This window comes from Nostoc sp. (assembly GCF_036916735.1).
GTDB lineage: Bacteria > Cyanobacteriota > Cyanobacteriia > Cyanobacteriales > Nostocaceae > Nostoc.
On record NZ_JBALFV010000046.1, the window covers coordinates 11,453 to 34,097 of the forward strand.

Consider the following 22,645-nt stretch of genomic DNA (forward strand, 5'->3'; position numbering starts at 1 on the left):
AAAATATACAAACAAAATTAAAATGTATCTTAATAGTTAAGAATAATTTTATTATTTTGTTACGTATATTAACTTACAGGGTATATCAAGCGATCGCTCACCAGAACCCTATAGAAACGCGATATGTTTATCGTATTTAATATATCGCGTCTCTTGTTCTAATTACAGATTAGCTGCGTTAATCACTCCATAACCCCATTTTTCATCAAATGTGCCTGGGGGTTTTCCAGGAATTGTACTATTTTTACGTAGCAAGTCTTTCACCGCAGCCGGATCAAGGTTAGGATCGCGCTGCAACAGCAGTGCCACTAACCCACTAACAAACGGTGTCGCCATACTCGTACCAGCCCGTACCACAAACTTGGAATTAATCATCGACGAGCGGTCAAAACTTGCATCGGCGGAAAGGGTGGAAATAATCATCGCTCCTGGTGCTGCTACATCCGGCTTGTGTCCATTATTCCGTAGTGGCCCTTCACTACTGAATTCCGAAATAGTATGCAATTCTAACCCCATTTCTTGCTCTTTATTATCAATATCTGTGTACTTGGTTCTAGTAGTATAGGCAGCAACTGTAATTGCACTACTAGCGGCTCCTGGCGAACCAATTTTTACCGCATCCTTGACACTTTTACCTGTAAAAAATACTGATGAAGTGTCATCTAGTGTCCACACATTTAAACATGTGTCAGCCGAAGAACTGTTGCGGACTCGCAGCTGCCAGATACCTCCCATGACTGGTGAGGGGTCAATACCGCGTATTTGCACAAAGAAATTATGGTCGCCGTTGGCTTGGTCTGGTGCTGGTGTCGCTAATTGCACCCGTGCATCTGGTAATTGATAATCTTGTGCGGCATTACCCTGAGTAATTATTTTTTGGAAAGGCGTGACAAAACCGTTAGGACTTCGTAGCGACACTTCCAATTCGCTGTCTTTGGAATACCAACCGTTTAACCAAACTATGCTTATTTGATTCAAAGGAACATTAAAGCGCATACCGCAAGTACGTCCACTGGGTATCGTCGCTTGACCATGAATGTTATCATTCCCTTCGTTACCCGCAGCACAGCAAACAATTCTTCCAGGGCCAGTTTCGGCATCAATAACTTTAGATAAGGAATCACTACCATCATGGGCATCAGCGTGTCCACCTAAGCTGAGATTCAGCACTACTGGGCGTCCCAACTCTTTAGCAACTCGGAAAATGTAACGTACAGCATCAGCAATGTGAGCATCCTGTAAATCTGACCTGACGACAACTAATTCCGCTTCTGTTGCTATACCGCCATAGCTAGCATCAGCACCAGCCGCAATTCCCGCAACGTGAGTACCATGACCACCAGTATCCTGAGAAATTGTCAGTTGCGCTCCCGTCAATTCAGCCCCATAGCCGCCTTCTGTAACTCCTGGGCCTGGCAGTGTTTGATCCCAAATGTGTAAAATTCGTCCGGCAAAGGCGGGGTGTTTCGGATCAATGCCACTGTCTATAATGCCGATAATTACTCCTTTACCAGTCAATCCCGTTTTGTTTTGGAACTCAGGTAATTTGATTGTTGCCATTGCAGTGTCCATCCTCAAATGAAGTTTGCGTGATGGCTTAATGCGCTGGATAATATCTTCTTCGGATAAAACTTTTAAACTCTCTATTGGTAAAAAAGCCGTCCGCACACTTCCAGAGTTTTGATTGACTTCAATATTATATTGTGATAGATAACTTAAGTCTGCATCATGGTCGCAGTAGATAAAAACGACGCTCTTAGTGGGCTTGACTGGGCTTTTGTGGGCAATGATGCCAAGCGATCGCTTGTGTGTAACTAAAGCTTGCTCTCCTTCTTTTTGATAGTCTTGATATGCCAAAAGTAGTCCAGGAGAAAGTTTTTCGTGCCTCATTTTTACCTCAAATTGAATTTATTTGCTGAAAGCAAAACAGTGATTTTAACACTCAACAAACTGAGGTGTATAGATTTTTCATACATACTTGAGGGGGGAGAAGGCAGTTGGCGTCAGCAACCAACTTGTCATGTATTCATCATCCGGAGATGTTAGCCCTTAGTTGATTTCGCTCAGAGGGGGTATTGGAACTAGTTCGTTGTAATTGACAGTAGCTTGAGGAAATGCTTGGTCAATTAGTGTCCCGGATATCAGCAACACGACAATAAACGTAGCGGTAAACAGAGTAGTAAAAACCTTCTAACTTGTTGTTTTCATTAGACCTGTCTTTAATGCAAACATGACGGGAGAATAAAAATCCTGAATTATAATTTGTATTTACTATTACAAATCCTTTAGTAAGAGTAGTGTCACAATTTCACAAGGCAAAACGACCAATAGGAATAAATTCAGTCAGGTTATTATAATTGCCTACCTAAAATATTGAGGGGATACGAAATTTGCCCGTACTATTCAAGACATGGGCATAGGAAGACGCAAGGATACAGTATTGAATGGCACTAAGAAAAGCTCTAAGCTATACGGAATAAGGGCTACAGCTTTGAAAGTTATTGCGTTTGTCAATACATCGGTACTCGCCATCATTTAAATAACTTTATTCCTGAATTGTTAGCCGCAACTTCAAAGCAACGTCTTCAAATTTATTCTACTTTACTTAAAGTTATTGCTCACAAGGCTGTTCCTCAACGCCCAGGTCGCAGCGAACCACGAGTCCGTAAACGGCGTCCCAAAATTTACCCTTTGATGACCAAACCCCGGCATGAATTACGAAATATGAGAGCAAGCTGCTTAAACTACAAGGGTTTCGGCTTTTCTTAGTTCCATTCGCTCATAGACGATAAAGTGACTACTTACTCAGAGCTTGAGTGTTTCGTCTAACCAATCGAATACAACCTGGTCTTTGTAAGCCAGAGCGCCAGATTGGCAGTGATTCTCTGCTCCATCTTCGCTTGTAAAACGTGCAAGTTGCTTCGGAACCTGCAAGGCATCGTAGATTCGCTGTGGTTGACCACGGAAGAACATGTCTGCCTCCGCCTCCATAACGAGGCAAGGACACTGGATTTGATCGGCGAGGCCGTTCATCGTGTATTTCGCCGTCGACGCCACGAAGTCAGCAAAGCTCGAAACGCCGAAAGACCAATTACCCTGCGTTACACTCCAGCGTAGGGCGGTATTGTTCTTCATCGCTTCGTTGATGATTTTTTCGAACCGATTTTTGTCGCCCGCGTCGAGAGCACTGATGGCGTCCTTTGGCAGTGAGGCGCGCGTACTTTCGCCAAAATCGTAGACACCATCGTAAAAGATCGCTGCTTTGAACCTGTGCTCAAAGGCGGCGGCGCGAGCAGCCAAGTAGCCGCCGAGGCTCATGCCCAAAAGGACGAGCTTGTCTTTGTCCACCTCCGGCCGAGTCAAGGCGTAGTCAACCGCGGGGGTCACTACCTTCTCCCAGTCGTAACGGAACGGGAGCTTTCCCTCTCGGATCGGCATACCCTGCCCTGGTCCATCAAAGGTCAGGCAATTGTAGCCACGCCGCGTGGCGGGAGCGCCTCCGAAGTAGAACAGCTCCTCGCGGCTCGAGTCGAACCCACCATGGAAGACGATTGTGGGACGGGGCTTGCCTGAGTCGTCTACCTTGTAGAAGTATCCCGGCAGTGTGGTCCCTTCATAGGGGATCTGCACGGGTTCCCATGTGGAACCAGTAAGCTTTGCGGCTTTGGCATACGCCTCCTCCGAGGCCTTCGACGCCGATAGGATGCGCGGGTCTTCCGGGTTTCCGTGAAGGTAGAAGTCGGCCATCCGGAAGTAGGTGGACGCTCTCAAGTATGCCTCTCGCGCACTCACCAGATGCCTTGCGCCGAGGGCGGCGTCCGCACGCGACAAAACCCGACGAGCGCGCTTATCCCACTCCGTGTACCAGCTCTCGAAGTCACCTTCCGCGATCTGGCCGGCCGTGGCGACCATCTCGCCGAGATCAGCGCCACCATAGTACATGAAGCCAAGATTGCGAACGAACTCGAAGGCGAACGACTCATCTTTGAAGCCGACTTTCATAAGTCCTCCATTATGAACAACACTACATGGCATGACGGTTCAGACATTTCGGTATCGGCACCCGCGCCCTCCAGCGTCACCATACACGTCCACGGTGTGGCACTGAACTATGCAGAGCCATCATAAGTTATAAATGTGTTTGTGTGCAAGGGTTGCGTCGCTCAGATCACGTCTTGCACCTGGAAAGAGCGAATGTTAATTCCATGACTAAGTGCAATTGGACGCATTCGTTCAATGTTGAGTAAAAAAAGAACACAATGCTCACTGTCACGTGAGGACGAAAGGGGAGCAACGCGATTTGGTGAGATCGGACAAAAAAGGTGCGATCCCAAACTACAGTGGAAGTGATCGCTTCCATGACAGTGTATCAAGGACGACCGCCTGACTCCTCCTTCACTGTTCAATAACTTTCAAAGCTGTAGCCCTTATTCCGTATAAACTAGAGCTTTTTAGTGCTATTTGATACAGTATAATAATTTTGGCCAAAGTGCGATCGCCTGTTAAGTTTTGCCTACGCAGCAATATCTACCAACAAATTGCTTTACGTCTACGCACTCTCCAAAAAGCAGGAACGGTCTACCTTCAAGCAGGAGCGGTCTACTTTTAAGCAGGAACAGTCTACCTTCAAGCGGGAGCGGTCTACTTTTAAGCGGGAGCAGTCTACCTTCAAGTGGGAGCAGTCTACCTTCAAGCGGGAGCAGTTTACCTTCAAACGGGAGCGGTCTACGTTCAAGCCGAAGTGGTCTAAGTTCAAGTGGGAGTGGTCTACGTTCAAGTGGGAGCGGTCTACGTTCAGGCGGGAGCAGTCTACCTTCAAGCTTTTATCAAGATTAAACATATTATTTCTATAAATACCAAATATCTAGTAATTAAATTCCGAAAAATTACTGCTATAGCTTGAAAATTTTATTAAAAAAATTGCGAGTTTTGCTGAACCAGAATGCAGTTTAATTGAGGCAAGCTAGCTCTAGAACCATCTTAAAGGAGTAAATCTATGTCTCGGAGAAAACGTACCTCCCGCATTCTAGAAAAAGCCGAGTTAAGATCCTCTGGACTGAAATCGATTGTTCCAAGCATCAAATTTGATGATGATAATAATATAGAAAAACTCATTGCATCAATTGAGCAGTTACGTACAAAAATTGATGCTTATAATACTGCTCTATCTGTGATTGACTCTTCTCAAAGTGAGATTGAAGAAATGGAAAAAAACTTAAGCAGTCTTTCAGAGAAGATGCTAATGGCGGTTGCAATCAAATACGGCAAAGACAGCCGCGAATATGAGATGGGGGGTGGTGTTCGCAATAGCGAACGTATTCGCAAAATCAGGTCGAGCCGCTTGAAAGCGAGTGCAGCGCAAATATCAGATGAAAATGCTAAAACCGCCTAGATTCTACCCCACCCCCAACCCCTTCCCTTGGTACTACGGTGTACACACATCTTGGTAATGAAGCCCAAACCCCAATACGGTTGGGTTAAGGATAATCGTAGATAATCCTAAGTTGGGTTGAACTTTAGTGTTACCCAACAAACCACCGAAAATGTTGGGTTTCGTTCCTCAACCCAACCTACGCAGTTTAAGGTTTTTGACTAAAGCACTTGGTATATATCCCGGTTTGAAAGTGGGCGGTCTTTTAACTGGCACTCTTAAGAGTAACCGCGCTCGTAGTGACTTTTCCAAGGGTATCTAAAAGCGCTCTCTTGACGATAAATTCACAGGTGATTAAGATTTGTAAAAAATACTTAACATCAGTTAAATAACAGTATATTAAATACCTAGTTAGAGGTTTAAAAGCTATACATATTGGACTCCATTTGATTTTTGAGTAAGTAAGCTGCCTATAAGCTTGACATACAAAGCTTTCCTTCTCAGTATACTGGGCAAGATTCAAGTAGGATTCCTATAGCTTTCCTCACTGTCAAGAATTACAAAACAGAAAATTGGATAACTATGAGTATAAAAATTCCTCGTAGAGATTTTTTTGTAAAAGGTGGTTTAGCCCTTACTGCGTTAGCATTACCTAATGTTGTTCAGAAAGCTTACGCTCAAACAACAGGGAACTATCCTGTAGCTGGGCCTAGTCAAAAAGCTGTTATTCAGTATCAGGCTCATCTACAGGATTTGGGCGACACCAGCTTTGTCAAGCAACCTCTTTTATGTGGAACAAGTGGGCAAAGTAGAAGGTTGGAAGGATTCTTAATTAGCCTTGCATCTGGTTCTGAGCAAGTGAGTTTGCAATACTTCGCGCACATACAAAACATTGGAGACACAAGCTGGGTATCTTTGGGTCAGTATTGTGGTACTAAAGGTCAGGGCCTTCGATTAGAGGGATTTGCAATAGCACTTACGGGATCCTCCATATTCAATTATGATGTTTACTATTCTGCACTTCTTCAGGATACAGGACAGACACCTTGGTACAAAAACGGCGAGTTTTGTGGTACGAGGGGACAAAGTAAAAGGGTAGAAGCAATTTCTATCTTAATTGCAGACAAAAGTTGATGTTCTGTTATTAACCCAAGTTGCTAAGAAGCATCCCAATTTGACAAAAAGAGCGGGAATAATCCCACATAATTCGCCAACAAAGTCATATTTATCGCGAATTATGTGGGATTGTAGTTTGGGATACTCCGTATTCATCTGCTGTGGGTAGGAGAAATTAGCTTAATCAGGAAGAATTCCCACATTTGACCTGAAGGGCAGTGTGGGATGAATACCCGGATAATTAAAGTGTGTCCCCCGATTAATAAACTTATCCGCAAATGTGAAATGCTTACTATACAATGTTTTAAGCGATTATAACAAAAGTGCGTTCGTAAACACATAATTGACGTAACAATAAAGCTTTGAGAGAATAAGTCGAGCTAAATTATCAGTTAGCAAAGGAAAATAGCAATAATAAGATTTTTTTCCCAGACAAACTCAAGTGTTAACAGATAAAAATATGAGCAATTAAGTCACAAACTTACAAGTCCACAGGTAGAGTGTGCGTAAGTTATATTACGTATAAAGTAGCAGGATACAGACTAAATCGCTGATGACTGCTGGCAAATGACAGATTTTCTATCATAAGTAAGAGCCATAAAGAAGCTAATATTTGCAACGATCGCTTCTGAAGGTACAAAAAGTTATTCATGCAAATTCAAACACCAGACTGGGTAAAACATGCAGTTTTCTACCAAATCTTCCCAGATCGCTTTGCCAGAAGCAAACAGCCGCGCAAACGACTATTGCAGGAAGCCCGTTGGGAAGATTGGGACTCTATGCCAACACTCCAGGGTTATAAAGGCGGCGACTTATGGGGCATCATGGAGGGTTTAGACTACATCCAGGATTTGGGGATTAACGCTATTTATTTTACACCCATTTTTCAATCCGCTAGCAATCATCGTTATCATACCCACGATTATTATGAAGTTGACCCGATGTTAGGGGGCAACGAGGCTTTTAAAGAATTGCTAGATGCAGCCCATCAACGGAATATAAAAGTTGTTTTGGATGGCGTGTTTAACCATTCCAGCCGTGGTTTTTTCTTCTTCCATGACGTTTTAGAGAATGGCCCTCATTCACCTTGGGTAAATTGGTTCAAAATTGAAGGTTGGCCCCTTTCACCTTATAATGGGGAATTTCCTGCAAACTACGTAGGTTGGGCAGGAAATCGTGCCTTACCAGAATTTAACCACGATAATCCAGAAGTACGCGAATATATTATGGAAATTGCCGAATATTGGATTAAATTCGGTATCGATGGTTGGCGATTAGACGTACCATTTGAAATAAAAACTCCTGGATTTTGGCAGGAATTCCGCGATCGCGTCAAGGCAGTCAATCCCGAAGCTTACATTGTTGGGGAAGTCTGGGGAGATTCCCGCGAGTGGTTGGATGGAACACAATTTGACGGCGTGATGAATTATTTATTTGCTGGGCCGACAATTGCCTTTGCGGCAGGCGATCGCGTAGTCTTAGAACAAGTCCAAAGCCGCGACTATCAACCCTATCCACCCTTATTTGCCGCCGAGTACGCTACCAAAATCCAAGAAGTACTGCAACTTTACCCTTGGGAAATTCAGTTAACTCAACTCAATTTGTTAGCAAGTCACGATACAGCCCGATTGATGACCATTGCAGGCGGTGATATAGGTAGTATCGAATTGTCAACTCTACTGCTCCTCACCTTTCCCGGTGCGCCCAGCATCTACTATGGTGATGAAGTTGGTTTACCTGGTGCAATAGATCCAGACTCACGTCGTGGCTTTCCTTTAGAGAGTAACTGGAATCGAGAAATTTTCAATACTCATCGTCAATTAATTGCCCTGCGGCACACATACCCAGCCTTGCGTACAGGTGATTACCAAGTCCTCCATGCTCAAGGACAAATTTATATCTTTGCGCGAACTTTAGGAACAGAGGAATTGATAATTGCCATCAACGCTGGCACCAGTTCGGCAACAACCAATGCAGATATCGTCAGTTTGCATACTCAACCCAACAAGCTGTTATATGGTACTGCTGAATTTGAGTGGAATAGTGAAGGAGAGACTCAGCATTTATCATTGACTGTTCCCGCACGTAGTGGATGCATTTTGGGGACTGGGGATTAGGGATTGGGGACTGGGGAAACAACGACTGCGCTCATTGTATCACCGGGGACTAGGGGAGAAGGAGAATAACCAATGCCCCATGCCCAATACTTCGGCAACTCTTGGAAACGCTACACGTTAGCGGAGCTTTCACTTTAGCGATACGCTCAGTACAAGTGCCCAATGCCCAATGCCCTTATCTCCCTGCCACCATTGCAGGCATCAATACCGCATCAATAATATGGATCACGCCATTGTCTGTCAAAATGTCTGTTTTGATGACATTGGCGTTATTTACCTTAAATTTGCCGTCGGTAGATTCAATAGCGACAATTGATCCTTCAAGCGTCTGTGCCTCATTAATTTGTATCAAATCATCAGATCGAACATCCCCACTAGCGACATGATATGCGACAATTTTCTGGAGCTTAGGGATATCTTCTAATAGCGATTCTAAAGTTCCCTCTGGCAGATTGGCAAAGGCTTCGTCAGTTGGTGCAAATAGGGTAAAAGAACCAGGACTTTTCAGAGTTTCTATAAGATTTGCAGCTTCAGCAGCCTTCACCAGGGTATTGAAGTTTCCCGCGTTGATAGCAGTTTCCACAAGATCAGCCATAAGGGTGTGTGATTTTAGTTAGGTAATATTATAAGTAACTTATATTGACTGAAACACTCTCAACCTCTATCAAGAGAGAGGTTGCTAGCGATTAAATACACAGCAGCAGATTTATTGAAAGCGACAGGAAACTCCATCCCCGGACTTCGTCTTGCTACGCACTCCGTGGGTGAACAAGGTTGTTCCCCCGTCGCTTGGGCCAAGCAGGGCATTAGGCAAACAGGTAGTTTCTTCCCCATGCCCCATGCCCTATCCCCTATGCCCAAAAACTCCACAAAGCAAGTGGCGTGGAGTTTTTTATCAGTACTGCTACACTGGGGAATGACCCCAAGTACCACTAATTATGCTAAGGCGTTCTAAGTTCGAGACAACTCAATCTCAGATTATGCACCGTTCTGAGGAGCTGATTAGTGCAGCCTCAAATCGTTACCGCATTACAGTTCAGGTGGCAAATCGTGCTAAACGTCGGCGTTATGAAGACTTTGAAAATAACGAAGATGCGATGATGAAGCCAGTACTAAGGGCAATTATCGAAATGTCCGATGAATTGACTCAGCCAGAAATTATTGGCGAACTATAAAAAAGGCTTTAGAGAAGGTAGGATGAGCAAAAATCTATCGTTCATTCAACCCCGACTCAAACCTTGGCAGACACTCACTGCTTTAATGCTAGTGGGTGTAATTGCTTTGGGTTCAGGGGCAAACAAATCAATACATAGAAATTTATTTAGTATCCAACCTGCTGATGCTCAGAGAATCACACCTAGCGATGTTTGGCAGTCAGTATATCAGCAATTGCCAGATTTACCACGAGAAAATAACTATATCAGCAAAGAAAATGGGAAAGTTGCCGAAAACAACACTTTAGTAAGTCGCCTGATTAAATATCACATTTATACTAAAGAGCGGTCCCCAAATTATCGCTTGGATTGGAAGCTGACTTTAGCTGATTACCTGGGTGCAAACGAAATTATGTATGATACTACCTATCCAGGCAATGAAACACTACGGCAAAATCCGATGGAAGGCGATCGCAAAGCCATCACTCGTCTCACCCGCAACCAACGAAATGCTTTAGTGCAAGTCTTAGTCAATATATTTAACCCGAGTTCCCAAAATACCCAATCTCCCACCCCCAACACCACACCCAGTCCTAATACATCAACTACCCCACAGCCACCCCAGCGAGGAGGGGCTGAACTACTGAGGTAACGAGAGAGTTATGAGTTGTAAATCAATAATTCCTGTATAGACGCGATTAATCGCCTCTCTACTCCTAACTTTTGTATAGACGCGATTAATCGCGTCCTACTCCTAACTAATTATGGAACGCCTTGTAAAAACCGGATTTGGCTGGCGTATTGGCTGGAACCCTGATGCACATGAATTTAAAGGTTTAGTCGGTACAAATGATTGGGCAATTGAGTTAACTGAAGCCGAGTTGAATGATTTTTGTCGTCTACTAGCACAGCTAACAGACACTATGAAACAACTCGTAACAGAATTAATGGAAGAGGAAAAAATTGCTTGTGAAGCTGAAAGCGATTTATTATGGATGGAGGTAGAAGGCTATCCTCATACCTACAGTCTGCGCTTCATCTTGAATACAGGGCGATGTGTAGAAGGTAAATGGGATGCTCCTGCTGTTCCCGATTTGCTGCAAGCGATTGGGATGCTTAAGGTTTTTTAAATTAGCCTCTTGCTTATCCTATAGTTTTGCTATATGATGGTAATTCTGACCGGGGCGTAGCGCAGCTTGGTAGCGCGCCACTTTGGGGTAGTGGAGGTCGTGGGTTCGAATCCCGCCGCTCCGATTAATGATAAGCCATGCCTGCTAGTCTTTTCAAAAGATTGGCAGGTTTTTCAATAATGTCTATGAAACGATACCAAATTTTTAGCACAAAATCATTTCAAAACTTTACTACAAATAATAATTGGAATGTACCAAAAAGGAGTCCATTCGTATTCCAGTGAGATTGCTAACAATCTCCGAATGTCAAACCGGGTTGGATAGCTTGGTAGGCTGCGAGGTCGAACAGTTATCCAACTTATGCCATTTGTTATTATGATAGGTAAATAAGTTTGTAGTAAGGACTTTTGTCTTTGATTTGAGTGTTAAAGTGCTCACTATCAACTCAGCAAACTTGACAGACCACTAGGAAATTTTATAATTTCGTTGAAATTTTTGAAATCATAGTTAGGCAAGTTTACCTTGTGGAAAACTTGTGGAAAAACTCAGCTACTTTTCCACAAGGTAATTATACTTAATTAAGTTTTAATAGTGAAATCTCAAGTTTTCCACAGATTTATCCACAAAAAGTAAGATTTTTCCACAATTTAAGTTAAAGTTAATTAATTTTTATACATTACTTAATATTTCTAACTATTTATTCAGCCGTCAATGCTAATTATAAAAGTGGTGGTTGTGGAAAACTTCAAATACATCTTCAGGATACTTTTTGAGAACGGCTAGTACCGCAAGGTGCAAGTCAACTCCTTCCTTACAGGACGCACTCGCGTTCAGGGAAGTCACGCATTCACGCATAATTGTATTCCAAGCTCTTGTACCATGTTGAATAGTATGTTTATTTATGCTGTGATGTACTAGTCATATTGATGCGATCGCTAAGTAGGCGGATTGTTTGTGCTAAAGTGCGATCGCTCTGGTGGAGTTGGGTAATTTTATCGCAACTATAGATTACCGTTGTATGGTCTTTACCACCAAACTCCTCGCCAATTCTTGGCAAACTCAGAGATGTGTGTTGGCGCATGAGATACATTCCTATTTGACGCGCCCAGCTAATCTCTCTTCGTCGTGAGTTACTTTTGAGATCGTCTATTGAAACATCGAAATTATCCGCCACTACCTTTAAAATTGCTTCTGGGGTTGCTGCCATTTTTTCGTTAGGCGGTTCTAAGACTGGTGTGATATTTTCTACCGTCATCGGTAAGCCCCAAATAGAAATATAAGCCACCGCCCGAATTAAAGCTCCTTCTAATTCTCGAATATTAGAAGTATAGTTAGAAGCAATATACTCAATTACATCGCGGGGAAGGCGAATATTTTCATCCTCAGCTTTTTTCTGTAAAATTGCCATTCTAGTTTCTAAATCCGGCTTTTGGATATCTGCGATTAACCCCATAGAAAACCGAGAACAAAGCCGTTCTTGCAAACTAGGAATCTGATTAGGAGGACGGTCAGAAGCAATGACAACTTGTTTACCAGCTTCATGTAAAGTATTAAAAGTATAAAAGAATTCTTCTTGGGTGTATTCCTTTCCTTCAAGAAACTGAATATCATCAACTAATAAAACATCAGCCGCTCGATAATGCTCTCGAAAACTTTGCATACTATCTTTACGAATCGCTGTAATTAAATCATTAGTAAACTGCTCAGTCGAAACATAAAATATTTTGCAATTAGGTGAAATCTCCCAGCGATAATGACCAATCGCCTGCATAAGATGAGTTTTACCCAAACCTACGCCACCGCATAAAAATAAAGGATTAAACTCTTTACCTGGAGATTCCGCAACAGCTAAAGAAGCAGCGTGAGCCATCCGATTGTTAGCACCAACTACAAACCGTGAAAAGACATATTTAGAGTTTAATTCAGTAGTTTTATGATTGTGATTAGGAATAGCTTCGGGAATAGTGCTGGGATCTGGTGATTCCAAAGAAACTTCGCTCAAATGAGAAACTTCATCACCTTGAGCAACAGTAATGTAAATTCCTACAGGATAACCCAGAATATCTTGTACTACATGAGCAATGGTATTTATGTAATACTTCTGTAACCAATTACGAGCAAATGGGTTAGGAGTACGGATTACCAAGCAATTATTTTCTAATCGCTCCGCACTAGAAGTTTTAATCCAAGTTTCAAAGGTGGGCGGGGATAGTTCAAGCTGTAAGCGTTCTAGTACCTGACTCCACAGACTTTCTATGGGAATTTCCATCATCCACCACCTTTGCTGCTAACCGTCACAATAGAAGAGAAAGCACTAATTTAGCATCCAAACACGTTAGACCTAGAATAAGCTTTTAAGTTGTAATCATTTTGGGACATACCCGGTAGGCAAGATCCTAACACCAGCGATTGATATGGAGAAGCAATAACACATGAAGACAACAAACCATGATTTAGCGCCCAAAAAGGTTGATACCAGGGGTTTACCTCAGAGGTTATGGATGCTCTCGTATGGGGTAGCAGTAGTGTTCTTGGGGAGCTGCTCTGTTCTACCTGCTAAGACCTTTGAGACTCGACAAAGCGAGACTCAAGCCCAAAACACAATAGAACCCAATCCGGTAATTGTCCCCCCGCCACTGATCTCTTCGTCTGGAGATCCTAATTTTGTGGTAAAAGTAGTGCAACAGGTGGGACCTGCGGTAGTTCGGATCGATTCTTCCCGAACAATCACTTCTCGCGTACCAGACGAATTTAACGATCCATTTTTCCGACGATTTTTTGGAGATAGTGCGCCACAGCCTAGACAACAGATAGAGCGGGGTAGCGGCTCTGGATTTATCATTAACTCTTCAGGTCAAATTGTGACCAATTCTCATGTGGTAGATGGTGCTGATAGAGTAACTGTCACACTCAAAGATGGCCGGACTTTTAACGGGAAAGTGTTGGGTGAAGATCCGGTTACGGATGTGGCTATAATCAAAATTGATGCTAATAATCTGCCAACTCTATCTGTAGGTAACTCCGATGCCCTGCAACCAGGACAAGCAGTAATCGCCATTGGTAACCCTTTAGGCTTGAATAATACTGTTACTTCTGGGATTATTAGTGCTACAGGTCGTTCTAGTAGCGACATCGGTGCTAGTAGCGACAAGCGGGTTGATTACATCCAAACGGATGCTGCGATTAACCCTGGTAATTCTGGTGGGCCATTGCTAAATGCTCGTGGCCAGGTAATTGCAATGAACACAGCTATTATCCGAGGCGCTCAAGGTTTGGGATTTGCTATACCCATTAATACTGTGCAAAGAATTGCCCAGGAATTAATTGCTAATGGGAAAGTAGACCACCCTTATTTAGGTGTTCAGATGGTGACACTGACACCAGAAATTAAAGAAAGAATAAAAAATAAAGCAGGCGATCGCTTAAATCTGACAGCTGATGACGGCGTTTTGCTAGTTGATATTGTCCCGCGATCGCCTGCATCTACGGCTGGACTCCGAGTCGGTGATGTGATTAAAAGCATTAATAACCAGCCTGTTACTAAAATTGAAGAAGTACAAAAGCTAGTAGAAAATAGCAAAATTGGTACTAATTTACCAATAGAAGTAGAACGCAATGGGCAAATTATCCGAGTAGGAGTCCAACCTGCTCCTTTAGTTGTGACACGCGAAGGATAATTTGAGGAGTAGAGACGCGATTAATGGCGTCTGTACAGGAGTTAGGAGAGACGCGATTAATGGCGTCTGTACAGGAGTTATAAAAATTTCTCCAGTTCCAATACCCAATGCCCCATACTTCGACGCCGCCCCTCGGCTTTGCTCGGGCTGAACTCAGTACAAGTGCGCCATGCCCAATGCCCCATTACCAAAAGGAGTTTAATCATGAGTGAATTAGCCCCAATAATTCAATTAGGCAATCCAACATTGCGCCAAAAAGCTGCTTGGGTTAAAAATATTCAAGATGAGCATATCCAAAAGTTAATTAAAGACTTAATCGCCACTGTCGCCAAAGCTAACGGCGTGGGGATTGCTGCGCCTCAAGTAGCACAATCATATCGTTTATTTATTGTGGCTTCCCGGCCTAATGCCAGGTATCCCAACGCCCCAGAAATGGAACCTACTGCCATGATTAATCCCAAAATTATTTCTCATTCAACTGAAGTTGTCAAAGATTGGGAAGGCTGTTTAAGTGTTCCAGGAATTAGGGGGTTAGTTCCTCGGTATAAAGCTATTGAAGTGCAATACACTGACTCTCAAGGCAACTTACAAAAGCAAGAATTAACTGATTTTATCGCTCGGATTTTTCAACATGAGTACGATCATCTCGACGGTATCGTATTTGTAGATCGTTTAGAAAACACTCTCGATATGATTACTGAACAGGAATACCAAAAACGAGTAGTTAACAAATAAATGAGAGTGGGGAGTAGTGTATTAATTACAAATTACGAATTACAAATTACAAATTATTTAAACGTGTACTTCACAAACTTGCTCACCCCGCCACAGTTGATACAACCGCGTCGCTGGCATTGTCATATATAAAACATCACCAGCACTAAGGTTAGTTTCTAATAAATTCCAGCCGTGAAGGGTTTGGTGGTTTGTTTCTACGTACAAAGGTACACAGTCAGCAGACATGGCTACATCTTTCACCCACTGGCCACAAAAGACGTGTGATGGTGTAATCACAGTTGCAAAAGCTACCCAAAGACTATCGGCTGTAATGCCATTACCAAGGATGCGTCCCCCTAGTGCAGCAGCAGCAAAAGCTGGCGCTGCTAATTCAGCCGGACTTAGTACGGCCTCAAAGCCAAATAGCTGTTGTGCTATGCCAGCAAAATCGGGATCGGCATAATGAACAATCACCGGAATGCTGGGTGTGAGTCCCTTGGCTTTGAGGGCAATCTCCAGATTTGTAGCATCATTACTAGTAACAGCAAGCACTGCGGCGGCAGAATTTATATTACTGGCTTTGAGTATTGTACGGAAGCTGGCATCTCCTTGAATGACGGGAATACCTAGTTCGCGGGCGGTGTTAATATATTTGCTGTTGGAATCAGGTTCAACTACTACAACTTCATGTCCACTGGCGTGGAGTTGCTGGACAATTCTCACTCCAATACCACTCAAGCCACAGACAATGTAGTGAGATCGCTGGGGAATTCGGGCTGCATCCCAAAATTGCTTAAAGCGGCTTCCTAAGACAAAATCGGTGAGCATTGCGTACCAAATACCAATTACTACTGCTCCAATTAGCATCATCACAACAGTAAATAACTTAATACTGTTAGGAGCATTTTCTACTACTTTGTCATTACCACCGGCTCCGGTAACCATGCCGACAGAAAAATACAGAGCATCGACAGGAGACAAACTCAACTCAGCCGACATATAGGTGAATGTAGCGATCGCAATAACCGCCAATAGTACAACGCCACCCATTAATACCGATCGCCCGTGTTCCTGAAACTGCCTAAAATTGGTGAGAGCTTTCAGCAGTTTTGTAATTAATGATCTCCGAGGGGAACGGATGCGGGGTTGTGTACCAATAATTAAGCGATCGCCCACCTTGATCTCTTGTCCAGATATTACACCTGACACCAAATCCATCTCACCTTCTACTGGCAAGTAATAAATCAGCATCCGCGATCGGTCTTCCCATAATTCACTCAGCTTTAGACCTTTCCAGAAGTGGTTTTCATCAATATATTCTTCGTGAATTGGCCAAGTTTGCTGAAATAATTTGATTTGTCCGATCGCTCGGTTTCCCATTGCTGCAAAGGTAAATACGGGTGCTGCTAAACCCACAACACTCATACTCAAGTGGTCTGGCAAACTTTGATCTAGGCGTTCTGCCAAATTTGTATTATAAAAACGGTTGATAATCCGAATCTGGGGATTGAGCACCCGTGCTTGCATCATAATAGACAAATTCAAAGCATCTTTAGAAGTAGCAATTACTAAAGTGTGTGCCTGTTGAATTCCTGCTGCTGTTAGGGTAGAAGCTGCTTGTAAATCGCCAACAATCACATCTCCTGCTGTTTCGCCAGGGATAGATTGGTGATGAATGCCAACAACGAAGGCTCCCTGATGTCTCAGCAAACGAAAGATTTTATATCCGGTACGTCCTAAGCCACAAACAATAATTCGGGGTTTCATGAAAAGGCAGCATCTTTTACAGGTAGGGCTGCATTTCTAGTTATTTATCAATATTGTTGCCCGTTTTCCTGGAATATAACTGTAGCTGACAACACGATTATTTTAAATAAGATGGCACTTTTACAAATTTATGAAAGTCGATGTTGTTATAGCGACTTCTGAGTTGAGTGCAATACAGACCTAACCCCCAACCCTTGTAGCATTGGGGAGTAAGATTCCAAGCCTCTCTCCTTTTAGGATAGATGAATGGAAGTGAGGTCAAAGTGTATTGCTGCCATTTGAGAAGCGCTATATTTAGATACCTGAAATTTGAAAAAATTCAAATTATGAAAAATTTAGTACAATTAACAAGTTTTGGTACTATTTTATGCCCCTTAGTTGTAGCAGGAACCATAGCTGCTACAGCGCAAGCACAGTCACAGCCAAAGCCAGGGCCGATTTCTGCACCTAATGTAACACTGAATATACAAAGTAGCAGTGGTACATGCCCTCAAACAATTGGACTGTGGTGGTTTGTTCTACCTTATGAAGGCGGTGCTGAACATACGGTAGTGGTAGATACTAAAGAATTTGCAGATGAAACTAAGTTAGTTTCATCTAAAAATAAGCAATTTGTGGAATTTGTTTCACCTTTACGCAGTAATTATGCTTCTTGCGTAGGTCAAACTCGTGGGCAGGATGATACTTTCTACAATGTAGAATTTAAGAATAAAAAAGCTTATTTCCGTGTGGATTTACGGAAATCTAATCCACCTGGTCGTCTAATTACTTACAAAAGTGTAGTAACTTCTCGTCCTTATGTCAGATGGGCGATCGCTGACTAACTCCTTAACAATTATCAGTTATCAGTTAAAAAATGTAGGTCAATTAAGAGTCAGAGTCTCCCACTTTTAACCAGTTATCAGTTAAAAAATGCAACTCAACTGGGAGCGTGATAACTGTTCATTTTTTACTGATAACTGATTTAAATCCCCGAGAAAGTGAGCGTCTCTTTGAATGCCAACAACTTCATAGTTTTTTACAACTTCTAAGAATAAACTGTTGCGGCTGTGATCGCACTCATAGCATAACTGGGAATTTGCTCGAAATCTTACTCTGGTTCTCTGTGCCTTTGTGGTTAAATCAATTACTTTTAAACCGCAGAGGCATAGAGATATCAGAGAAAAAAAGATGTTTGATGAGTCACCTTGAAAGGACTAGTCTTAACGGTAAAAGAAATAAAAGAAAAAGATGGCAAGTTTTGTAGGTTATGATACGCTATCTGCTTGAGAAGTGTCGAGGAACCAAAAATGACTAAGCTGCGCGTGGGGTTATTGTTTGGCGGTCGTTCGGGAGAACATGAAGTTTCGATCAACTCAGCACGGGCGATCGCTAAAGCCCTAAGTGCAGAGCAAAATGCTAATAAGTACGAAATACTGCCTTTTTACATCCAAAAAGATGGACGCTGGCTTGCTGGAGAAGCACCTGAAAAGGTTTTAGCAACCGGCACTCCGCTTCTGGAATCTGAACAATCAACCTCTGAAGGAAATCTCACATCCAACCCTCAAGCCCAAACCCTCAGCAAATGGCAATCTCCCTCTCAAGTTGCTCAAGTGGATGTTTGGTTTCCCATTCTCCACGGTCCTAACGGTGAAGACGGAACAATTCAAGGGTTACTAACTTTGATGCAAGTCCCCTTTGTGGGTTCTGGGGTGTTAGGTTCGGCAATAGGGATGGATAAAATTGCCATGAAAATGGCCTTTGAACAAGCGGGACTACCACAGGTAAAATACAAAGCGATAACTAGAACGCAAGTTTGGTCTAATCCTTGTGTGTTTCCAAAATTGTGTGATGAGATTGAGGCAGCATTAGGTTATCCTGCTTTTGTCAAGCCTGCTAATTTGGGTTCATCGGTAGGTATTGCCAAAGTGCGATCGCGCCCAGAATTAGAAGCTGCCTTAGATAATGCTGCTAGTTATGACCGCCGATTAGTTGTAGAGGCTGGTGTCGTAGCGAGAGAAGTTGAGTGTGCCGTTTTAGGTAATGATCAACCCCAAGCCTCTGTCGTTGGAGAGATTACTTATGACAGCGATTTTTATGATTATGAAACTAAATATACAGAGGGGTTAGCAGATTTACTGATACCGACACAGCTTCCAGATGTGATCACTCGTCAAATTCAGGACATGGCTTTGCAAGCTTTTGCAGCTGTTGATGCTGCGGGGTTGGCAAGGGTAGATTTTTTCTATGTGGAAGCGACACAAGAAGTTTTGATTAACGAAATAAATACGTTGCCAGGCTTTACTGCGACTAGTATGTATCCCCGACTCTGGGACCATAGTGGAGTTTCCTTTCCAGAATTAGTTGATCGGTTAATTCAACTTGCTATTGAAAGGCATTCTCCTAGCTGACAGAGAAAATAACCGAACTGATTTCAGATTATTACGGCGAAAAGTCACAATAAATACAGAATTTTGACAAAAGTTAGCCAGATTTAGTAGTATCTATTTTACAAAAAAAGCTACTTGAATCTGAACTTTTGTTACGGATACCTGATGCTTAACTCCTCCAGTACAATTTATGGACTAGAGGGGTACAAATCTGAAAGTAATCATGGAAAAAAGTCAGAGTGTACAGCGCGAGCCAACCCAACTCAGAAGGGCTACTCCAGAGCTGACAAACAGGAAATCGAGATTAAAAAAAAGCTCGAATGTTCTGATATATCTGGTTGCACATCATCCTTGGCTATTATTAACTGGGTGTTTAGCCATGTTTTTAGGAGGAGGTGCCTTTGCCCTGTATAGCTTAGGTAATGCTGGACAGTTAATACAAGAAGAACCAGAAAAAATCCCGGTTATAATTGAAGAACCAATCAATGCGTCCTCTGAGAATAGTAATCCTACACCTTTATGGATGGTAGCTGCGATCGTCCTCAGTTGTGGTAGTGGTTGCTTGTTAATTTTCCGAATGCTCAACCGGACAAAGCAACCGCAAAAAGTCCAAAAGCAGACTAACCGTCATCAGGCACGTTTGGCACAGAGTAATTACCAAAGATTGGAACCACGCCTTCCCAAGAACCAACCAGTTTTTGTGCCACAGCAACAACTGATGCCAATTATGCAGATGCCACTTAAAACAAAACAACTGGTGACGGTTCTGCCAGCAGAACACAAGCACCACTTGGATACGCGCACAGAATCTTTAGCAGACTTGATGGATCTTCGTAAAGATAGTTCATTGTCTGCAATTTTACGCCAGTATTAAATTTACTGTAAAGCAAAAACCTGTCAAAATAATATTTTTTGCGTAATTAAGGTACGGTTCTACCGTGCCTTTACTAGTATCTATAAAAAATGATATTGGTGAAAAGCAAAGGAGTTACTCGACGCAGAAAAAGCAGTGGGCTGTCCGGTTAAACTGATAAGGATGAAAATAGCAGATCAAGCAGTGAATAACGTAATGCGGTTAGTTTTAACAGCAATATTGCTGGTGCTAGTGACAGCTTGTGGCAGTATTGGATTGCTACCGACTAGCGAGTTAGTACAAAAAGCGATCGCACTTGGGCTAGAGCAAACTCAACAAAAACTTAGCCAGCAGTTGGATCTAGATTTTCAAGGATTTGAAATCAAGCGGCTATCAATTACCCAAGAACAACCCCTAACGATTGAAAATTTACCAGCTTTTCGGGTTCGCGGAACCTACGATTTGATTGTTAAGTTACCAAAACGACGTTTGACGCAACCAAAAAAACCTTTTGATGTTTACCTGCAAATTCAGCAAGAAGGCAAAACCTGGCGATCGCTAATTCCAGAAAAGAGTAATAAAAATACTCAACCAATTTGGCGTAGTTATCTCATTCAATAGCGACGGGGAAAAGTTTTAACTACTTCACTCTTTTGCCAAACTACGGGTTAAATTTTGTGTATCCTGTACCGTCATCTTCTGCAATAATTACAAAATCGAAAGATTCAACTAACGCCTGTATTGCACCAGTTTTGCCATAGGGATAGCTAAAGGGTTCAAACTCAAGTCTAGCTCTGTCGGCAGAAACCATACTACAAGCAATTAATTGATATTCAGCATTTTGAAAAGCATCAAACATAGACTCAAAGTCCCAAGGAGTTTTGAGGCTAGGAGCTGTGCATCTCTCTTTTACAGGTGTTGCAAACCAGCGACAGAAATGTTCATACCGTTTCTTTGTGAAGCTGCGCTAAATCTCTTAATTTATTATTTATTGACGTACTTGGCGCTCTTGGCGGTTCATTTTTTATTTCTTGCCCCATAAGCGCATCTTCATACAGAATTGGTATCAGTCTTTTCCTCTTTAGTAAACCACCAAAAATGTGATAGTGCTTTGCAATCAAAAAAAGTTAGCCAATCTTCTTCATTACGCCAAGAATTTTTGTCTTTATCTTTTTTAATTTCTTTGAAAACTTTACAAAGGTTATTGAATCTTGTTGAATCATCTACTTTAAACTCTACAAAGCAGTATTTCATTATTTCTCCCTTCTTTGTTTCTAATACCAATTAAAATAATGTTTGCAACACATAAATTAATTATTCGTAAGGGCACAACATTGTTCTGCCCCTATCCATCTGTCGCATTTTTTCAACTTGGTATAAGTAGCGGTTCATTTTAATTATTATATATGTGCAACTAGAAAAACCATCACAATCATGTCTTTTGCTACTTTTCAGAAAACGGTAGCAAAGATACTCAACCACATATCATCGAAAAGCTGGTGTGTGCAACTAGAAAAACCATCACAATCATTTCCGTATAACTGCTGGGGAATAGTCATGATCGAAATGATAGTTTCACCGGAGACAGGGCAAAATGTATATTAACTTTTTTATCAGTTCCATTGCTGGAATTGTGATTGTGGTGCTAACAGCTTTTGGCTTACTGCAATGGTTACACATCCCTGCTGGTAACTTTCTTGATTGGGTGATTGGTGGTGCAAGTTTTTGGTGGCTATTGGTAATTGTTACTGTACCGTGGAATGTGCATTTCCAAGCCAAAGAAGTCTTAGCAGAAGCAGCACAATCCAAAGAGAAAGGAATTCCAGTTGATGAAAAACAAGTAAACTATGTCACAGTATTGGCAAAGCGATCGCTCTGGGTTGCCATTGCTTTACATTTATTCTCAGCCGTTGGTCTTTATACTCTTGCTGCCACTGGTATTAGTACAGTTGGATATATAAGTTCTGGTGCAGCTTTGTTATTAACAATTCTCCGTCCAGCGATTCGAGCTTATGAGTATTTATATGCGCGGTTAACGATGATTCGTCAAGAATGGAAGTATCCCCGCGAAGATATTGTTGAACTGCGCGATCGCTTCTCTATATTGGAACAAAAAATCCAGTCATTCGAGGAGCAACTTAACCCAGAACAACCCTATTCATTACCCGCAACTCAACAACGCTTTGCCGAAGAAACTCGCAGAGATTTAGCCCGAATTGCTGCTAATTTAGAAGAATTACGGGCGACAAATCAAGCTGAACATGAGCGTTTGGCAAGAGAAGCAAGAAATGCGATCGCACAACTTTCCACCGACGGGCAATTTCTCGATCATGTCCGCGAAATTATTCGATTTTTTAAGACCGCTTAATTATTT

The 22,645-nt window shown here is 42.4% G+C and carries 21 protein-coding genes and 1 tRNA gene; 15 read left to right on the forward strand and 7 right to left on the reverse strand.

Annotated features, from left to right (window positions below):
* Positions 1 to 162: 162 nt before the first annotated feature.
* Together V7L20_RS11215 and V7L20_RS11220 are read right to left on the reverse strand one after the other, a co-directional pair.
* Complete coding sequence (locus V7L20_RS11215; protein WP_334744149.1) at positions 163 to 1,890, reverse strand: S8 family serine peptidase; 1,728 nt, start codon at positions 1,888 to 1,890, stop codon at positions 163 to 165.
* Between the two features lie 915 nt (positions 1,891 to 2,805).
* Positions 2,806 to 4,002: an alpha/beta hydrolase family protein gene (locus V7L20_RS11220; protein ID WP_334744150.1), complete on the reverse strand. Its 1,197-nt coding sequence runs from the start codon at positions 4,000 to 4,002 to the stop codon at positions 2,806 to 2,808.
* A 994-nt stretch (positions 4,003 to 4,996) separates the two neighbouring features.
* On the opposite strand from V7L20_RS11220, the gene V7L20_RS11225 reads away from it, so the two are divergent.
* The 3 genes from V7L20_RS11225 to V7L20_RS11235 all read left to right on the forward strand — a co-directional run bounded on the left by V7L20_RS11225 (position 4,997) and on the right by V7L20_RS11235 (position 8,604).
* Positions 4,997 to 5,392 (forward strand): hypothetical protein, encoded by a 396-nt coding sequence (locus V7L20_RS11225; protein ID WP_334744151.1) that lies wholly within the window; start codon positions 4,997 to 4,999, stop codon positions 5,390 to 5,392.
* Positions 5,393 to 5,953: 561 nt separating this feature from the next.
* Positions 5,954 to 6,505, forward strand: a complete 552-nt coding sequence (locus V7L20_RS11230) for a hypothetical protein (RefSeq protein WP_334744152.1) — start codon at positions 5,954 to 5,956, stop codon at positions 6,503 to 6,505.
* Between the two features lie 632 nt (positions 6,506 to 7,137).
* Entirely contained in the window at positions 7,138 to 8,604 is a 1,467-nt protein-coding gene (locus V7L20_RS11235; protein WP_334744153.1) for a glycoside hydrolase family 13 protein, read from the forward strand.
* 175 nt (positions 8,605 to 8,779) lie between these two features.
* Here the strand turns inward: V7L20_RS11235 and V7L20_RS11240 are convergent, their stop codons facing one another.
* Complete coding sequence (locus tag V7L20_RS11240) at positions 8,780 to 9,199, reverse strand: fasciclin domain-containing protein (RefSeq protein WP_334744154.1); 420 nt, start codon at positions 9,197 to 9,199, stop codon at positions 8,780 to 8,782.
* A gap of 81 nt (positions 9,200 to 9,280) precedes the next feature.
* Between V7L20_RS11240 and V7L20_RS11245 the strand changes: the two genes are divergently transcribed.
* From V7L20_RS11245 to V7L20_RS11265, 5 genes are all read left to right on the forward strand, one after another.
* Positions 9,281 to 9,559, forward strand: coding sequence for a hypothetical protein (locus V7L20_RS11245; RefSeq protein WP_334744155.1), 279 nt, complete (start codon positions 9,281 to 9,283; stop codon positions 9,557 to 9,559).
* A complete protein-coding gene (locus V7L20_RS11250; protein ID WP_334744156.1) occupies positions 9,543 to 9,779 on the forward strand; it encodes a DNA-directed RNA polymerase subunit omega in 237 nt (78 codons plus the stop codon). Before V7L20_RS11245 ends, V7L20_RS11250 begins: the two co-directional genes overlap by 17 nt.
* A gap of 22 nt (positions 9,780 to 9,801) precedes the next feature.
* The gene (locus V7L20_RS11255) at positions 9,802 to 10,410 is read left to right on the forward strand and encodes a hypothetical protein (RefSeq protein ID WP_334744157.1); all 609 of its coding nucleotides are present in this window, start codon (positions 9,802 to 9,804) and stop codon (positions 10,408 to 10,410) included.
* 112 nt (positions 10,411 to 10,522) lie between these two features.
* Positions 10,523 to 10,888, forward strand: a complete 366-nt coding sequence (locus V7L20_RS11260) for a DUF1818 family protein (protein ID WP_334744158.1) — start codon at positions 10,523 to 10,525, stop codon at positions 10,886 to 10,888.
* Positions 10,889 to 10,938: 50 nt separating this feature from the next.
* Positions 10,939 to 11,012, forward strand: a tRNA-Pro gene (locus V7L20_RS11265).
* A gap of 771 nt (positions 11,013 to 11,783) precedes the next feature.
* On the opposite strand, the gene dnaA is transcribed toward V7L20_RS11265, so the two are convergent.
* On the reverse strand, positions 11,784 to 13,157 hold the full coding sequence (dnaA, locus tag V7L20_RS11270; RefSeq protein ID WP_334744175.1) for a chromosomal replication initiator protein DnaA: 1,374 nt from the start codon (positions 13,155 to 13,157) through the stop codon (positions 11,784 to 11,786).
* Between the two features lie 163 nt (positions 13,158 to 13,320).
* Between dnaA and V7L20_RS11275 the strand changes: the two genes are divergently transcribed.
* Positions 13,321 to 14,565: an HhoA/HhoB/HtrA family serine endopeptidase gene (locus V7L20_RS11275; RefSeq protein ID WP_334744159.1), complete on the forward strand. Its 1,245-nt coding sequence runs from the start codon at positions 13,321 to 13,323 to the stop codon at positions 14,563 to 14,565.
* 204 nt (positions 14,566 to 14,769) lie between these two features.
* A complete protein-coding gene (def, locus tag V7L20_RS11280) occupies positions 14,770 to 15,300 on the forward strand; it encodes a peptide deformylase (RefSeq protein ID WP_334744160.1) in 531 nt (176 codons plus the stop codon).
* A gap of 57 nt (positions 15,301 to 15,357) precedes the next feature.
* Here def and V7L20_RS11285 read toward each other — a convergent pair whose 3' ends face one another.
* Positions 15,358 to 17,049, reverse strand: coding sequence for a potassium channel family protein (locus V7L20_RS11285; protein ID WP_334744161.1), 1,692 nt, complete (start codon positions 17,047 to 17,049; stop codon positions 15,358 to 15,360).
* Positions 17,050 to 17,375: 326 nt separating this feature from the next.
* On the opposite strand from V7L20_RS11285, the gene V7L20_RS11290 reads away from it, so the two are divergent.
* The 4 genes from V7L20_RS11290 to V7L20_RS11305 all read left to right on the forward strand — a co-directional run bounded on the left by V7L20_RS11290 (position 17,376) and on the right by V7L20_RS11305 (position 20,892).
* Positions 17,376 to 17,873, forward strand: a complete 498-nt coding sequence (locus V7L20_RS11290) for a hypothetical protein (protein WP_334744162.1) — start codon at positions 17,376 to 17,378, stop codon at positions 17,871 to 17,873.
* Positions 17,874 to 18,338: 465 nt separating this feature from the next.
* Entirely contained in the window at positions 18,339 to 19,439 is a 1,101-nt protein-coding gene (locus V7L20_RS11295) for a D-alanine--D-alanine ligase family protein (RefSeq protein WP_334744163.1), read from the forward strand.
* Positions 19,440 to 19,641: 202 nt separating this feature from the next.
* A complete protein-coding gene (locus V7L20_RS11300; protein ID WP_334744164.1) occupies positions 19,642 to 20,292 on the forward strand; it encodes a hypothetical protein in 651 nt (216 codons plus the stop codon).
* 195 nt (positions 20,293 to 20,487) lie between these two features.
* A complete protein-coding gene (locus tag V7L20_RS11305; RefSeq protein WP_442943528.1) occupies positions 20,488 to 20,892 on the forward strand; it encodes a hypothetical protein in 405 nt (134 codons plus the stop codon).
* A gap of 40 nt (positions 20,893 to 20,932) precedes the next feature.
* Here the strand turns inward: V7L20_RS11305 and V7L20_RS11310 are convergent, their stop codons facing one another.
* Both V7L20_RS11310 and V7L20_RS11315 read right to left on the reverse strand, forming a co-directional pair.
* Entirely contained in the window at positions 20,933 to 21,130 is a 198-nt protein-coding gene (locus tag V7L20_RS11310) for a hypothetical protein (protein WP_334744166.1), read from the reverse strand.
* A gap of 191 nt (positions 21,131 to 21,321) precedes the next feature.
* Positions 21,322 to 21,525, reverse strand: a complete 204-nt coding sequence (locus V7L20_RS11315; RefSeq protein ID WP_334744167.1) for a hypothetical protein — start codon at positions 21,523 to 21,525, stop codon at positions 21,322 to 21,324.
* Positions 21,526 to 21,865: 340 nt separating this feature from the next.
* Here V7L20_RS11315 and V7L20_RS11320 point away from each other — a divergent pair, with 340 nt between their 5' ends.
* On the forward strand, positions 21,866 to 22,639 hold the full coding sequence (locus tag V7L20_RS11320) for a hypothetical protein (protein ID WP_334744168.1): 774 nt from the start codon (positions 21,866 to 21,868) through the stop codon (positions 22,637 to 22,639).
* Positions 22,640 to 22,645 lie beyond the last annotated feature (6 nt).